At 38.1% G+C, this 13,594-nt stretch carries 13 protein-coding genes and 1 tRNA gene; 5 read left to right on the top strand and 9 right to left on the bottom strand.

The window, feature by feature from the left end:
* Positions 1 to 189: 189 nt before the first annotated feature.
* On the top strand, positions 190 to 1,563 hold the full coding sequence (locus tag PLEUR7319_RS0123455; protein WP_019507672.1) for an HlyD family secretion protein: 1,374 nt from the start codon (positions 190 to 192) through the stop codon (positions 1,561 to 1,563).
* Between the two features lie 244 nt (positions 1,564 to 1,807).
* Positions 1,808 to 2,449, top strand: coding sequence for a response regulator transcription factor (locus tag PLEUR7319_RS0123450; protein WP_019507671.1), 642 nt, complete (start codon positions 1,808 to 1,810; stop codon positions 2,447 to 2,449).
* Positions 2,450 to 2,497: 48 nt separating this feature from the next.
* On the opposite strand, the gene PLEUR7319_RS0123445 is transcribed toward PLEUR7319_RS0123450, so the two are convergent.
* The 3 genes from PLEUR7319_RS0123445 to PLEUR7319_RS0123435 all read right to left on the bottom strand — a co-directional run bounded on the left by PLEUR7319_RS0123445 (position 2,498) and on the right by PLEUR7319_RS0123435 (position 5,023).
* The gene (locus PLEUR7319_RS0123445) at positions 2,498 to 3,598 is read right to left on the bottom strand and encodes a tetratricopeptide repeat protein (protein WP_019507670.1); all 1,101 of its coding nucleotides are present in this window, start codon (positions 3,596 to 3,598) and stop codon (positions 2,498 to 2,500) included.
* A gap of 249 nt (positions 3,599 to 3,847) precedes the next feature.
* On the bottom strand, positions 3,848 to 4,504 hold the full coding sequence (gene nblB, locus PLEUR7319_RS0123440) for a phycobilisome degradation protein NblB (RefSeq protein WP_019507669.1): 657 nt from the start codon (positions 4,502 to 4,504) through the stop codon (positions 3,848 to 3,850).
* A gap of 60 nt (positions 4,505 to 4,564) precedes the next feature.
* Positions 4,565 to 5,023, bottom strand: coding sequence for a CBS domain-containing protein (locus PLEUR7319_RS0123435; RefSeq protein ID WP_026102731.1), 459 nt, complete (start codon positions 5,021 to 5,023; stop codon positions 4,565 to 4,567).
* Between the two features lie 360 nt (positions 5,024 to 5,383).
* On the opposite strand from PLEUR7319_RS0123435, the gene PLEUR7319_RS0123430 reads away from it, so the two are divergent.
* From PLEUR7319_RS0123430 to PLEUR7319_RS0123420, 3 genes are all read left to right on the top strand, one after another.
* On the top strand, positions 5,384 to 5,731 hold the full coding sequence (locus tag PLEUR7319_RS0123430; RefSeq protein ID WP_019507667.1) for a PadR family transcriptional regulator: 348 nt from the start codon (positions 5,384 to 5,386) through the stop codon (positions 5,729 to 5,731).
* Between the two features lie 4 nt (positions 5,732 to 5,735).
* The gene (locus tag PLEUR7319_RS0123425) at positions 5,736 to 6,290 is read left to right on the top strand and encodes a hypothetical protein (RefSeq protein WP_019507666.1); all 555 of its coding nucleotides are present in this window, start codon (positions 5,736 to 5,738) and stop codon (positions 6,288 to 6,290) included.
* Positions 6,291 to 6,525: 235 nt separating this feature from the next.
* On the top strand, positions 6,526 to 7,674 hold the full coding sequence (locus PLEUR7319_RS0123420) for an RRXRR domain-containing protein (protein ID WP_019507665.1): 1,149 nt from the start codon (positions 6,526 to 6,528) through the stop codon (positions 7,672 to 7,674).
* Between the two features lie 359 nt (positions 7,675 to 8,033).
* Here PLEUR7319_RS0123420 and PLEUR7319_RS0123415 read toward each other — a convergent pair whose 3' ends face one another.
* The 6 genes from PLEUR7319_RS0123415 to PLEUR7319_RS0123390 form a co-directional block, all read right to left on the bottom strand.
* A complete protein-coding gene (locus PLEUR7319_RS0123415) occupies positions 8,034 to 8,567 on the bottom strand; it encodes a pentapeptide repeat-containing protein (RefSeq protein WP_019507664.1) in 534 nt (177 codons plus the stop codon).
* Between the two features lie 292 nt (positions 8,568 to 8,859).
* Positions 8,860 to 8,944 (bottom strand) — tRNA-Ser (locus tag PLEUR7319_RS0123410).
* 194 nt (positions 8,945 to 9,138) lie between these two features.
* Entirely contained in the window at positions 9,139 to 9,867 is a 729-nt protein-coding gene (locus PLEUR7319_RS0123405; RefSeq protein ID WP_019507663.1) for a carbonic anhydrase, read from the bottom strand.
* Positions 9,868 to 10,547: 680 nt separating this feature from the next.
* Positions 10,548 to 11,456 carry a TIGR04168 family protein gene (locus PLEUR7319_RS0123400; protein ID WP_019507662.1) on the bottom strand — a complete coding sequence of 303 codons (909 nt, stop codon included), beginning with the start codon at positions 11,454 to 11,456 and terminating at the stop codon, positions 10,548 to 10,550.
* 85 nt (positions 11,457 to 11,541) lie between these two features.
* Positions 11,542 to 12,516 (bottom strand): sugar transferase, encoded by a 975-nt coding sequence (locus PLEUR7319_RS0123395; protein ID WP_019507661.1) that lies wholly within the window; start codon positions 12,514 to 12,516, stop codon positions 11,542 to 11,544.
* Positions 12,517 to 12,809: 293 nt separating this feature from the next.
* Positions 12,810 to 13,469: a DUF3318 domain-containing protein gene (locus PLEUR7319_RS0123390; protein WP_019507660.1), complete on the bottom strand. Its 660-nt coding sequence runs from the start codon at positions 13,467 to 13,469 to the stop codon at positions 12,810 to 12,812.
* Positions 13,470 to 13,594 lie beyond the last annotated feature (125 nt).

The raw sequence follows: 13,594 nt of genomic DNA, 5'->3' as shown, positions 1-13,594 counted from the left end.
GACTTTCAAACCAACCTATAACCTATAACCTATAACCTATAGCTCCGAACTCCGAACTCCGAACTCCAAACTCCAAACTCCGAACTCCGAACTCCGAACTCCGAACTCCGAACTCCGAACTCCGAACTTTTTTAGCATTCATCATTTCAAAATTAACAGACTACTACTTACTTATTCACCCGATTTACCATGCACACTAACTCTAATCCTAAATTTCTACCCTCAATTCAACAAGACGAATTTTTACCTCCTATTAGTCGTTGGACCAGGTTTGGGGGACTATTTATCGTTGCTGTTGTGGCTCTGGCGTTTCCGGTTGCTTCCGTGACTAAATATAGAGAAACAGTTAAAACTCAAGCACTTGTTCGTCCTGATGGCGAATTACGTCTAGCTCAAGCTGCTACTGAAGGACAAATAATGCAGATTGCAGTTAAAGGTAATCAAATTGTTAAACGAGGTGATGTGATTGCCACTGTCGATGATTCTCAGTTACAAAACCAAAAAAGTCAATTACAGGACAGTATTCAACAGTTAAGATTACAGTTAGTCCAAATTAACGCCCAAATTAAAGCCCTCGATAGCCAAATTGTAGCCGAAAGCGATCGCATTAAGGGGAATGTAGACGCTGCAATGGCCGAAAGCGATCGCATTCAAAGAGAATATCAAGATAAACAAATTACAACTCAAGCCGAAGTTCAAGAAAATGAATCAAACTTAAAAGCAACCGAAGCAGCTTTAAGTGCCGCCCAAGCCAAACTGAATCGTTATCGTAGTGCAGCTAAAGAAGGAGCTATTTCTCGCGATCAATTACAAGAAGTACAACTAGCAGTGCACCAACAACAGCAGGCAGTTGCTGCCGCCAAGGCTACCTTAACTCGCGCTCAAACTGCTCTTAATCCCAGTGATGCCGAAGTAGCGATCGCCACTTCCCGAATTGCCGAAGCCCAAGCCAACGGTAAGACTAGTCTGGCTAATTTAAAGAAAGAAAGAGAAGCTCTGATCCAACAAAAAATTGAAATAAATAAGCAGTTAGAGCAAGATGCCCTGCAACTAAAACAAGTTAAAACCGATCTCAAACAAACTAAGATTACTGCTACAACTGACGGTATCATTTCCAAGCTAAATCTGCGTAATCCAGGTCAGACCGTACGCCCTGGGGAAGAAATCGCCCAAATAGCTCCAAGTAACACCAAACTAGTTGTCCAAGCTTCAGTTCCCGCCAAAGATATAGGTAAGCTGGAAAAAGGTCAAATAGCCAAAATGCGAGTATCAGCTTGCCCCTACTCCGATTACGGCACTCTCGAAGGAAAAGTTACAGCTATTGCTCCTGATGCGGCTTTTCCTGAAACAGGTAATAATCCCTCGACAAATAATACTCCTAGTCAGCAGACTGGTATTGCATTCTATGAAGTTACCATTGAGCCAAATAATCTTGCTTTAGGTAAAGAGGATAAGCAATGTAACGTTCAATTGGGCATGGAAGGACAAACCGACATCATTACTAAAGAAGAGACTGTACTACAATTTTTGCTGAGAAAAGCCAGATTAACTACCAACTTATAAGTTCTGTCAATTATCAACCTTTAAAATCTGGCAATACGGACTTTTATTAGGACACTCATTACTCATTACTCATTACTCATTACTCATTACTCGTTACTTACGAGCAATCAAATAAACTTGTCCTAATGTAACTTTGTACGGCTATAAAACCCTTGTACTGTATCTAATTTGTAATAATTTTTCGCTAAATTGAAAGATTATTAATAGTTAAGTTTTTTTAGATCAAAAGCTGGAGTTAATAGTTATGATTCGCCTTTTACTAGTAGACGATCAAGAATTAGTTTGCCAGGGATTACAGGCAATGTTAAATCTGGAGTCAGATTTAGAAGTTGTAGGAATTGCTAATAATGGTCAAACCGCTATTCAAAAAGTAGAAACTCTCAAACCAGAAGTAGTCTTGATGGATATCAGGATGCCCATAATGGATGGAAGAGAGGCAACCAGAATTATTTGCCAAAAGTTTCCTGAGACCAAAGTTTTAGTTGTCAGCACCTTTGATGAAGATGACTATATTGCTCAATCAATAAAAGCAGGAGCCAAAGGATATTTACTTAAGGATATGCCTGTGGAAGAGTTAGCACAGGCAGTTCGTTTAGTTTATCGTGGATATACACAGATGGGACCAGGATTAATGGAAAAAATGCTTGATGGCATTTTAGACTCTAGCGCCACCGAAACTGAATCCGCCAAACCTGAGCTAACAGAATTAACTCCCAGGGAAGTAGAAGTTTTAAATTTAATTGGTACTGGTTGTACTAACCGTGAAATTGCCCATGAACTATATATAGCTGAAGGAACAGTCAAAACTCATGTTACCCATATCCTCAATCGGCTAAATCTCCGCAATCGCGCACAGATAGCTATCTATGCTAATTCTGGAAGGTAGAACTTTTGTATTGGTGACTTGAGCCTTTGTACAACGGATAGTGGAGTGTCAAAGTTGATTATTGACTTCTTCAATAAGTACAGCTACTTTATTGGCTTTTTGCGTATTTCCTGCCCTTTTATATAGTTTTAGGGCTTGATTAAAAGCCGTTACTGCCTCTTGATTTCTATTTCTGGCTTTTAAAGCGATACCTAAGTTGTGATATCCAGCAGGATTATTAGGAGATATTTCGGTTAGACGGCGAAAGGCGAGAATAGCTTGAAAATAATCTTGTTTGGCTAAATGGATTTTGCCCATACCTTCAACTGCTACGGCAGAATCTGATCTAAGCCTAGTGGCTTGTTGATATTCAGCCAAAGCTCCATCTAGATTTTTCTTTTGATATAAAATATCTGCAGTTTGCAGATAAATTAAATGATTTTGAGGATCGTTTTCTTTAGCTAATTCTAATATCTGTATCGCTTCAGCCTCATTACCCTGGTATAGAAGAGCATTTGCTAATTGTAGCTGTAACTCTGCTAAATGGGGATATTTTTCTATGGCTGATTTTAGTAGCTTAATCGCTTCAGTGTAACGCTGTTGTTCAACTAAAATACCAGTAATAATCTTATGAGCTTGCACATTATCGGGAGCTAAGGCCAGAATGCGATAATAAGTATCAATTGCTGGCTCAAACTTTTTGGCTCGCAGTAGCACTACTCCCAAACCAAGATGATTTTGAATATTATCTGGTTCTAGCTCAATTGCTTTCTCATAAGCCTTAGCTGCTAGCAGGTTTTTTCCCGCATTACCCAAACTGTAACCCAAAGCATAATAGAGCTTAGGATTATCTGGGGCTAAAGCGATCGCCTGTTGATAAGCCGCCGCCGCCGCATTATAGTCTTTTCTTAGGGTTTGCACATAGCCAATTCCAGAAAAAATTTGCGGATTGTTTTGATCTAGCGTTGCTGCATATTCATAATTTTCTAGAGCTTTGTCAAAATTTTGTTCTTCTACATATTGTTTTCCTTTGAGCAGCAGGTTATTGAGTTCTAACTGATTAGTCTGAGCGATCGCTAAAGAAGATTCTGTCTTAGCTAATGTGGGAATGAGAAAAATTACTAAAGCGATCAAATTAACCGATGCGAGGTTCAAAAGTTTAAAAAGCATAGCATTTCCGACGATTAGCTACTTTACAGACTCAGACTTGTAAAAATTATTCGCAGGATAAATAACCGAATTTTGCCCTCAAATAACACACAAATAAACTATATGATATAAATTTTGTACCCCAGAATTGTTTAAGAACAACTTCGGCACAGTGGTTTAATTCTAAATTTATTTAATTACCAAATTGATTATAATTGTGAACTTAAAATTATGAATCTCAGCTAAAAGCTAAGATATTCAGACTTTTACTTAGAGGTTGTTTTTCGCTTCTTGAGCTACTTGTTCAGAGTCATCTTCTACTAACTTAGCAATTATTGCTTTAGCTTCATTACCCCCTAATTTACCAAGAGCCTGAACCAAGCGGTAACGTATTTGCCAATCATCATTATCGGCAAAGTTAGCCAATAAAGGAATAGCGCGAGTATCACCCAACTCACCCATGGAGCCAATCGCTGCCGTCTGCAATAGATTGTTATCAGAATTGAGGGCTTCTTCTAATAGTTCAAATCCCCGAGGCGCACCTAATTCTCCCAAAGCCGCAATAATACTAAACTGTACCAGCCACTCCGAACTATCATGATACATATTGGCTAAATCATCAAAAGCTTCAACCAGTTTTAAACCACCGATCGCGTCTGCTGCCGCTGCTTGGACATCAGGTTCTGGATCGTTAAATAAGCGATCGCGTAACATTTCTAGAGAAACGGTTTTATTAGCTTGTCCCAAGGTATCTAACTGACTGACTGCTGCGTAGCGCACGCGAGTATTTTTATCAGTAATCATTGGTTGCACCATAGTAAACGCAGTTTCTGGTTCAATTTGACGCAGTTGATTTAACCCCCTAATACGTTCTCCAAAGTCTTCGGAATTTAGTAACTCTTTGATTGATTCTGGTGTAATACTCATCGTTCAACTGATTGGGTTTAAATTAGCTTTAAATTTCAATTTCAACAAGAACTGAAATGATTATTCTGCTGCCATCATCCGTATTACATCACCCTGAGTAATGATACCGATTAGCTGAGATTGAGCATCTACTACTGGTAAGCGACGTACTTTCTTTTCATGCATAATTCTGGCAGCTTCTCGAACTAGCTTATCGCTCTGAATGCTTATAGGGCGGTCGCTCATAGCCTCACCAACAGTTTGCCCCAGGGCTTTATGTACTTCTTGATTATGTTTGGCTGGATTCTGGAGATAAATTACACTATCGAGAAACATAATATAAGGTGGGGGTTCTACGCCTGTAGCTTGCCAGGTTAAATCAGTTTCAGAAATTATGCCGATTAATTTTCCCTGCTCATCAACAACGGGTAATCCACTTATTTTCTTGTCTGCTAAAATTTGAATTGCTTCTTGTAGCGATGTTTCGGGAGATACCGAAATTGGATCGGTAGTCATAATATCAGCGACGGTTTTGCTCATCTTTTAGTCTTAAATCAATCGTATAATTAGCTACAGCTTCATGATTTAATCTATCGCGAATCGCCGTCGTTTACGACAAAACTTTCACTATTATTAATCAGCTTTTAGCATCAGCCCCAGAAGTCTAGATAACGAGCAAAGAATATTTTCAGTGATTTTTATGCATAGCATTACGCTTTAAGCTTAGGACATAACATATTGGTTCAAAGGGAATAGGGAATAGGGAATAGAAAATGTCCTAATGTTTTCTCGTAGTGCTATATATTCATGATTTTACTCTTACTTTTGATAACTTTCGTCATAGCTATATACAACTTTTGAATATATTAGTACAATTTAGATAATGATTATTTAGTTAATATGGCTCAAGGCAATAGAGACGATCCGCTGAATTTAACTTTGACAGAAGAAAGTATTCTCAATACTTTATTATTTCGGGAAAGATATGGCTTAGAGATCATGAATGCGATCGCTCAAGCTAGTAATGGCAAGAAAAAAATTGGCTTCAGTTCCCTTTATCCGAACTTACGTAAATTAGAAAAACGTGGATTTGTGACCTCCCGTTGGGGTGATGAAACTCCCGAAGAAAACACTGGTGCCCGACGACGTTACTACAAAATTACTGGCTCTGGGATTGCAGCAGTAAATCAAAAGCAAGAATTTCTGAACACTTTACAGCATTTCACACCAGCACTAGGAGACCTTTAAACAGATGAGACGAAGAGATTCCAGAAGGAATAAAAATAAACTGTTCAAATTATTTCGCCTAGGCTTATCTCTATTTAAAGCGGTCATCAGAGAGATAGGGAAATTTTTTAGATTTGCGGTTAAAGAACTTTTATTTGAAATATCTTTAGGGATTATAACCCTAGGATTAGCCTATGTGTTTGCATCCTGGGGAATGTCTCAAAATCTTGCTTTGTATATAGCTGTTGTTTTAGCTTTGGGGTTATCCATTGTGGTTGCATTGGTTATTGTTATTGACAATGGGTATAAGTCAAAATCCTCAATGAGAAGAAAAGTAAAAGGTGAGGTTAAGCTAGCTGTTTGGATTGCCCAAATATTTTCTAACCAAACATCCTCAGAATGGACAGAATATCAAGACTGGTTACACGATATATTATTGGCACGTCGTCAGCTTCTAGATACTAAATGTCCTCGATGGAAAGTTGCGATCCTTACCTATTGGCGTTTGAGCATACTTTGGGTAGTTGTTAGTATGACGAAAATGAAGAGCATTGCCGTCTCTATAATGAAATTACGCTAAATACACTTATGTCAATCACCCATCGCTTCCCTGACGGGTAAGTGTGGGCTTGTTAAACCCAGTTAACAACTAAGGATTGCACTACTACAGAGCCTAAACCTGATACGTACTTACAGCTTCTTCTCTCGGCTGTATTATTTACAAGACTACTGGGAGTAGTCGGGCGTAACGGCAAGACATTTTGGTTTAGGTGTAGGAAGAGACAAACATACTAATCTATATAGGGTTATACCTAATGCAAAAACAGCCAACGATTCGAGTACCAGTACTATCACCATTAGGTAAAAAGCTTATGCCGACAACCTCAGCACGAGCAAGAAAGTGGATTACTGCGGGTAAAGCAAAACCAGTTTGGAACGATCTAAATATTTTTTGCGTTCAGCTACTTGTAGAACCAAGTGGTACTGAAACTCAAGAAATTGTAGTATCTATCGATCCTGGAAAACTATTTTCTGGAGTAGCAGCAGCTAGTAAAAAAGCTGTACTGTTTACTGCTCATTTGGTTTTACCATTTAAGCGTGTCATTGCCAGAAAGCAAGCTCAGAAGCTTCTTCGTCGAGCAAGAAGAGGAAGACGCATTAATCGTAATATTCCTTTTGCTCAAAGGGCGCACCATCAAAAGAGATTCAATAATCGTAGAGGCAATAAATTACCTCCAAGTATTAGAGCCAATCGTCAACTAGAACTTAGGGTAGTTAAAGAGTTAGTCAAACTTTTTCCTGTTACCAGCATTGTTTATGAATACGTCAAAGCTAAAGGTAACAAAGGTTTTAGTCCAGTTATGGTAGGTCAGGTTTGGATGTTAGAGCAACTATCTAATATTGCGAGACAGTCCGTTGCGGGGGTTCCCCCCGTTAAAGGAACTGTCGAGGGTGCCTCCACTCATAACCTAGAAGGCTGGAAAACTAGCATTTTAAGGAAGCAATTAGGACTAGAAAAGAATAAAGATGATAAGTCAGTTCAAGACGTAACTACTCATGCCAATGATGCCATTGCCTTATGTGCTAGTAGATTTATGCAGTACAAGGCTTTTCACACTGCTAACAGTCATGGTCGTCATTGGGTCGGTTCAATTCAGCTCACTGATGCTCCATTCAAGGTAATAGCTCGTCCTCAACTATATCGAAGACAATTGCACTTTGAGAATCCTAGTAAAGGAGGAAACAGAAAACGTAAAGGCGGAACTGTTACCCTGTTTGGCTTTAGAAGTGGTGATTTAGTAGTTGCTACCAAAGGAAAAAAGACAGTAAAAGGCTATATTGGTGGCTATTCAGAAGTAAACAAAGTTGTCAGTATTTATGACCACAACTGGAAAAGATACGGTCAGTTTTCTATTTCAAAAACAAATTTATTAAGAAGGAGTAATGGACTATGTGTTGCTTAATCTCGTCCGCATTTCCTCCACAGCACCTCCACTACGCGGTAGGTGTGGGACTCCATGCGGGGGAGAGTTGAATTTCCGGACAAGTCTACTTGACTTAAGACAACAAGTAAACAATTGGTCTATAACTCCATTCCCTTACTCGCAAGGCTTTACATAACTTACTTGAACTGGGGCAAAGCTTATCGTCTCAAAGAAAATCTCCAGAACAGGTTCTGGAGGTGATGATGCCATCAAAATATTTATATCTTCCTGGGAGGATATTGGTTTTGATAGGATCTCTCTCAATGTGGAATCAAATTAGAATGACTACAACTACTCTAGGCAGTCAACATCAACAAAATAATTCTATTCATACATAATTACCTTCCAGACCAAGTAACCCAATGATGAGAAGTACTTTCTTGTTTTCTTTCACATTGCTCCCAGCTGGCTGCACTCAGATTTGCTCCCTTAGTCTCAGCTACGGAAATATCGGTACCAGCTAATTTAGCATCGGTCAAATCAGCGCTGGTCAAATCTGTACCACTGAAGTCAACATCAGTTAGATTAGCGCTACATAAATCTGCCTTATGTAAGTTAGCACAACGCAAATCTGCACCACTCAAATCTGCACCTCTAAGATCGGCGTTTTCCAAGTCTGCAGCAATTAAATTAACTTCAGACAAGTTTGCTCCTACCAAACTAGAATTACTTAAATTAGAGTTGGTCAAATTAGCCTGTTGTAAACAAGCACCGCTTAAATCAGTATTACTCAAGTCAGCATGACTTAAATCGGCTCGAGTGAGATTGATTCGGGTGAGATCAGCAGCTTTTAGATGAGCAGAATGTAGACTAGCACCTTGAAAATTTAATTTTCCTTGTCTGTATTGACTAAGTAATTTTATCGCTTTCATGATCATCTTCTTGTAACTAATAGTTTCTTGGCTAGCTTGGGTAAAAAGATGATTGCTCAAGTTAGCTATTAAATAGAGTAAGAGATGACTTCACTTTAAAAGTAAAAAGATGAAGTCTGCTCTTCATATTGCTCAAAACTATAGTTTGAAAATTATGTCTCTATCAAAAGCCATTGTATAAATAAAATTTGAGGAACTTGTGAAGAAAATTTGGCTAAACAAACTTCTTGCATAATAAAATTAAAAATCTAAATCTGTACTTTTCCAGGTTTAATTTGACTTCAATAAGATACGGAGAGGGTGGGATTCGAACCCACGGAAGCTCTCGCTTCACTCGATTTCAAGTCGAGCGCGTTCGACCACTCTGCCACCTCTCCAAGCGTGGCTTATTTATAATAGCAAAGAATCTGTATTTGGTTTAAGCTGCTACTAAATCCTTAACCCTATTTCAATAAAATGATCGCAATTTAATGAAAATGAAATTGTTCTTAGATTCATTAACGGCGATCGCCTGTAAGCATAATTAAATTAACTCAGCTAAATTTGTTAGTTGAGAGTTGGCATCTGTGTTTTAAGTTAGAATGCTCACTTCTCCAGTTTTTAAACTATAGTAAGCGCCAACAATCTTCAGTTTTCCTTGCTCAACTAGGTCGTGAAGTAATGGAGATCCATTGAGTTTTTCAATTTGTAACTTAACATTATTTTTAATAGTCTCGGTATAGAATTCTTCCGAGTCGTTTTTATTGGCTCTGTCGATCGCAGGCTGAATTGCGGCTACAATACTCCCTATTTGACCTGGAAGAGGTTTATTTTCTAATGCAGCCTTAACTGCTCCACATTTTTCGTGACCGAGAACCATTAACAATGGAGTATTTAATACTGCTGCACCATATTCAAGGCTACCAATTTCCTCAGGCGTGGCAATATTACCTGCATCACGAACAACAAATAAATCTCCGATTCCTCGATCAAAAATAACAGCAAGAGGAACTCTGGAATCAGAACAACCCATAATAGATACTAAGGGCTTTTGTTCACTTGAAACTTCTTTTAACCTCACGTAGGTTTGATTTGGAGCTTCCGGTTTATTTTCAATAAATCTTTTATTTCCTGCTAACAATTCCTCTAAAACTTCATCTGGGGTAGCATCTTCGCCAAGTTCGCCAAGAGCAATAACTGTTTCCTTGCGACTAGCAGGATTAGCCTTAGAAACTGTTACTTTGGTTACTACTCCTGTTCCCAGAGCAACCGCACCAAGTTTGAGTAATTTTCTTCTTGCTATTGGGGAATTATTTATCATAAATTTCTCTTCGATGACCAGCGATATCTCAAAAAATAATTTAAACAGCAAATCCAGCTATGTACTACCTAAGTCAAATCAAAAAAAGATCATATCCTACCACATATTATGACAATTTAGTAAACTGAACTGAACACAACTGAACAATATAAGACTTGAAAATCAAAAATAGTCAGCCAGCAACTTTGGTAAACAAACGCATAATTTATTTGACTGATTTAGCTTTTTTTGGGAGAAGGAAAAATACAATAGAATCATTACCTAAATATTTTTACTCACAAAACAGTGAGCCAAATTCAGTGAAGACGACATAACTAAGGTAGTAAAACTACTAGTTTGCCAAACTCAATTAAATTTAAGATAGTTTCAATCATAATAGATTCAGTGAATATACACAATGATTTCTAGTGAATATACACAATAGGTTCTTAGATCAATATATATATTAATTAGTATCAACTGGATCAACTACAAAGCTAAATTTATGACTGTAGCAAAGTTAGATTATGACAAGATTTTGCTCACAACCTAGTAACTACTTACTACTCAAAGAGAATGTAAGTAATCAAAAACCCATGTAAGCCTTATTTAGTAAGTGTTTGAATCTTAGGGTAATGGCGAATAGTGTTGGGAACGATTTTTTGCTTTTCTAATTTACCTAGACGAAATAGTTATGGTGATCAAGAAGGTGCATCAAAATTGTGCTGGTCATACAAAATTTTGTTTGAGGCGATTTCCCTATTTTGTAGAAGCCAAATCAAAGAAACTCGTGTCACTTTACCTTGAGTAAGAGAAACAAGAGAAAAGTTACGCTTCAACTCTCCTGCTTCATTCTTGATGCGGGGTACACAAGCAGAATTTACATAAATAGTTCCTTGTGGACATCTATTGATTGCTGTTCTCAAGCAATCTTTTCGGTGGCGGAGACGATGATGCATATGTCCAAAAGTTACTAGAGGAATAGACTTACCCAAAGTACGAACTTGTTTAATTGCTTCTGCAAAATCAGGATCGCCATAATCACCGCCTAGGGGTTGCCAATCTTTACCACAAGTATCTTCTGGTTGGTCGCCTAATCCGGTCGGACCATTGTGACCAATAAAAATAATTGTATCGTAGGCTGTATCTTTAGCTGCGGCAACAATCCGGGAAGTAGATTCGGCAAAATTATTAATTTTATAGCGATCGCTATAAAATTTTTTATTTCTCCATTTCGAGCCACCCCAGCTAAAGGGACGACTGCCCACCACAGATAAATTAAATTGAGGAAAATTTAGTTTAGAAAAACCAACATGACTATCACCGAGTAAATCTAATTGTTGTTGAACTCGATCTTCTTGGGAGTGATTATAGGGAGCTTTTTTTCTCCCCCAAGAAGTGGCACTATACCAAGCATCATGATTGCCCATAATCAAGGCCTTGGGGATGGTAACTGAGGCAATTTTACGTACTACTTCTACAGCTTCATTACCAAAATCTCCCACAAATAAAACCAAGTCAACGCCAAGGTGTTTCAATGCTATTTCGTCCTCTCGGTCCCACAAATCATGGACATCTCCGACTATAGCTATAGTGATTTGTTCTTTCAATATACCTCGTTAATACTAGTTACTATCTGTTTGTAAAAAGCTAAAATCCAAGGGTACAACAATTAAAAAACTACTTACTAAAAAGTTACATTGCGCCGCTATTTTTGTTGAAAATAATGATCAGGGTTTTGAAAATTAGCTTGAGATCATAACCTAAACTCCAATTTCTTTGATAACGCAAATCTAATTTAATTACATCTTCAAAGTTACGTACTTGAGACCGACCATTAACCTGCCATTCTCCTGTCATTCCTGGCTTAACATCTAAACGTTGCCATTCAGGCACTTGATAGACCTCTACCTCTTCGGGAGTGGGAGGACGAGTGCCGACTAAACTCATATCGCCTTTGAGAACATTCCAAAATTGAGGGAATTCGTCTAAACTTGTACGTCGTAAAAAATTGCCTATCTTCGTAATACGAGGATCTTTATCGTTTTTAAAGAAAGCCCCACTTGCTTGATTTTCAATTTGTTTTTTCAGTGCTTCTGCATTGGAACACATAGAACGAAATTTCCAAATCTGAAACTTCTTTCCCATCCAACCACAGCGAGTTTGATGAAAGAAAATTGGACCAGGACTATTAACTTTAATGGCGATCGCAATTGGAGGCAAGATAATGGCAGTAATGGTTAAGCCAATTATAGAGCCAATAATATCAATTAGACGCTTGATTATAGACCTTACGGAAGGATGAGTTTCTGGAGGTTCTTTGCGAGACCATTTAGCTGAAGACCTAATATTTAAGACTTCAACTAATCCTGTCATTGACAGGGTAGCCATTACAGGAGGTTGTACTGATTCTAAAATTAATTCAATATTTTTTTCCTGAGCAGACTTAGAGTTAGCAATCAACGCACCAATGCCACTACTATCAATGAATCGGGTTTTACCAAAGTCAAGAACTATCTGTTGATGAGAAATATTTTGCTGCAACAGATTACTAACAGTTTGTTTAAATATAACCGCTTCTAAAACTGTTAATCGTTCGGGTAATTCTACTGTCGGGCTATCCTGAAAAAAGGACAGGGGAAACAGAATTTCCGGTGTCTCGTCAATCATTAATCCTCAATCTTCTTGGTTGGCGAAGGTACACTATTTTTGGTTTTTTTAGGCTGAAAAAACCTGGTTAGAAAATGTGTAAGCAAAAGTCAAGTAATGATAATACAGGCTCAGACTGCTGAGAATCCTCAGACAACAGGCAATTGTTAAATTAACTTCAATCCTGAAATTATTCAGTAATTATTTAGTTTTGTTAATTTAATTTTACACTCGATCTGTACCAACATATTGTTACAGGAATAGCTATTTAGTCAGACATACTAATTTAAGATTGTACCGTCATGAAATCTAACTCAAAGGCGATTTCCTCTTCGACCGATAGGTTCTCTTCCTTCCTGTGTCCTGGCTTTATCTCTGGCTGCACTACGACGTAATGCTTGAAGTCGCTCTTCATATTTTTTTCTTTTGCGACGGCTCGGAGTCATTTCAATTAAAGTTTTTAAGGCACTACCCAGACTTTTATATGCATTGGGTAAAGAGTAACCAAAACGAGTTGCTAAGGCGATCGCTTTTTCATCGGCTTCAATTGCTTCGGCAATAGTTTTCTCGCTACTATTCTTTTGCCATAAACGATAACCGGAGATACCACAAAGTGACAAAGCCAACAAAAGTAATAAACCGTCTTGTACCCACAATTCACCAACTGCTCCACCTAAGCCAATTGCCAAGGCTGCCATTTCCCATCCTTCCTTGGGAATAGTGTCATTTTGTACCCTCGCAACCTCATGCCAAAAAAGTAAATTACGTTGATCGATCGCCAGACTATCCCATTTGCCTAAATCGATCTGAATTTCGATTTCATCTTTGCCAATTTCTTCACTGCGTATTAGAGGAGGATTAACTTCTGTTGAGCCTTCAACAATTACCCAGCTTTGCAATTCTGGAGGCAGCAAAGTTTTCAAACGGCGTAATTCATTGATTTCTGCCCTAGCCGAGGAGGTTGTATAACTCATACCGGTTTCCAATTAATATTTTGCTTAATTAGTAATTTTATTTAAGTGTACTCACTTTTTAATCATATCCAAATTTAATATACTGATTTAAAATGCTTGGGTGATGTATGATTCCCAGATAAACT

The sequence above is a fragment of the Pleurocapsa sp. PCC 7319 genome, from assembly GCF_000332195.1.
Classification (GTDB): domain Bacteria; phylum Cyanobacteriota; class Cyanobacteriia; order Cyanobacteriales; family Xenococcaceae; genus Waterburya.
Note: the sequence above shows the minus strand (reverse complement) of the source record. Positions and strands in the feature narration are given on the sequence as shown.

What these genes read in the sequence shown, in the direction of transcription:
- PLEUR7319_RS0123395 (WP_019507661.1), bottom strand. Translation starts at nt 12,516, where the DNA reads ATGATTGACGAGACACCGGAAATTCTGTTTCCCCTGTCCTTTTTTCAG.
- PLEUR7319_RS0123450 (WP_019507671.1), top strand. Translation starts at nt 1,808, where the DNA reads ATGATTCGCCTTTTACTAGTAGACGATCAAGAATTAGTTTGCCAGGGA.
- PLEUR7319_RS0123405 (WP_019507663.1), bottom strand. Translation starts at nt 9,867, where the DNA reads ATGATAAATAATTCCCCAATAGCAAGAAGAAAATTACTCAAACTTGGT.
- PLEUR7319_RS0123455 (WP_019507672.1), top strand. Translation starts at nt 190, where the DNA reads ATGCACACTAACTCTAATCCTAAATTTCTACCCTCAATTCAACAAGAC.
- PLEUR7319_RS0123435 (WP_026102731.1), bottom strand. Translation starts at nt 5,023, where the DNA reads ATGAGCAAAACCGTCGCTGATATTATGACTACCGATCCAATTTCGGTA.
- PLEUR7319_RS0123415 (WP_019507664.1), bottom strand. Translation starts at nt 8,567, where the DNA reads ATGAAAGCGATAAAATTACTTAGTCAATACAGACAAGGAAAATTAAAT.
- PLEUR7319_RS0123425 (WP_019507666.1), top strand. Translation starts at nt 5,736, where the DNA reads ATGAGACGAAGAGATTCCAGAAGGAATAAAAATAAACTGTTCAAATTA.
- nblB (WP_019507669.1), bottom strand. Translation starts at nt 4,504, where the DNA reads ATGAGTATTACACCAGAATCAATCAAAGAGTTACTAAATTCCGAAGAC.
- PLEUR7319_RS0123390 (WP_019507660.1), bottom strand. Translation starts at nt 13,469, where the DNA reads ATGAGTTATACAACCTCCTCGGCTAGGGCAGAAATCAATGAATTACGC.
- PLEUR7319_RS0123430 (WP_019507667.1), top strand. Translation starts at nt 5,384, where the DNA reads ATGGCTCAAGGCAATAGAGACGATCCGCTGAATTTAACTTTGACAGAA.
- PLEUR7319_RS0123420 (WP_019507665.1), top strand. Translation starts at nt 6,526, where the DNA reads ATGCAAAAACAGCCAACGATTCGAGTACCAGTACTATCACCATTAGGT.
- PLEUR7319_RS0123445 (WP_019507670.1), bottom strand. Translation starts at nt 3,598, where the DNA reads ATGCTTTTTAAACTTTTGAACCTCGCATCGGTTAATTTGATCGCTTTA.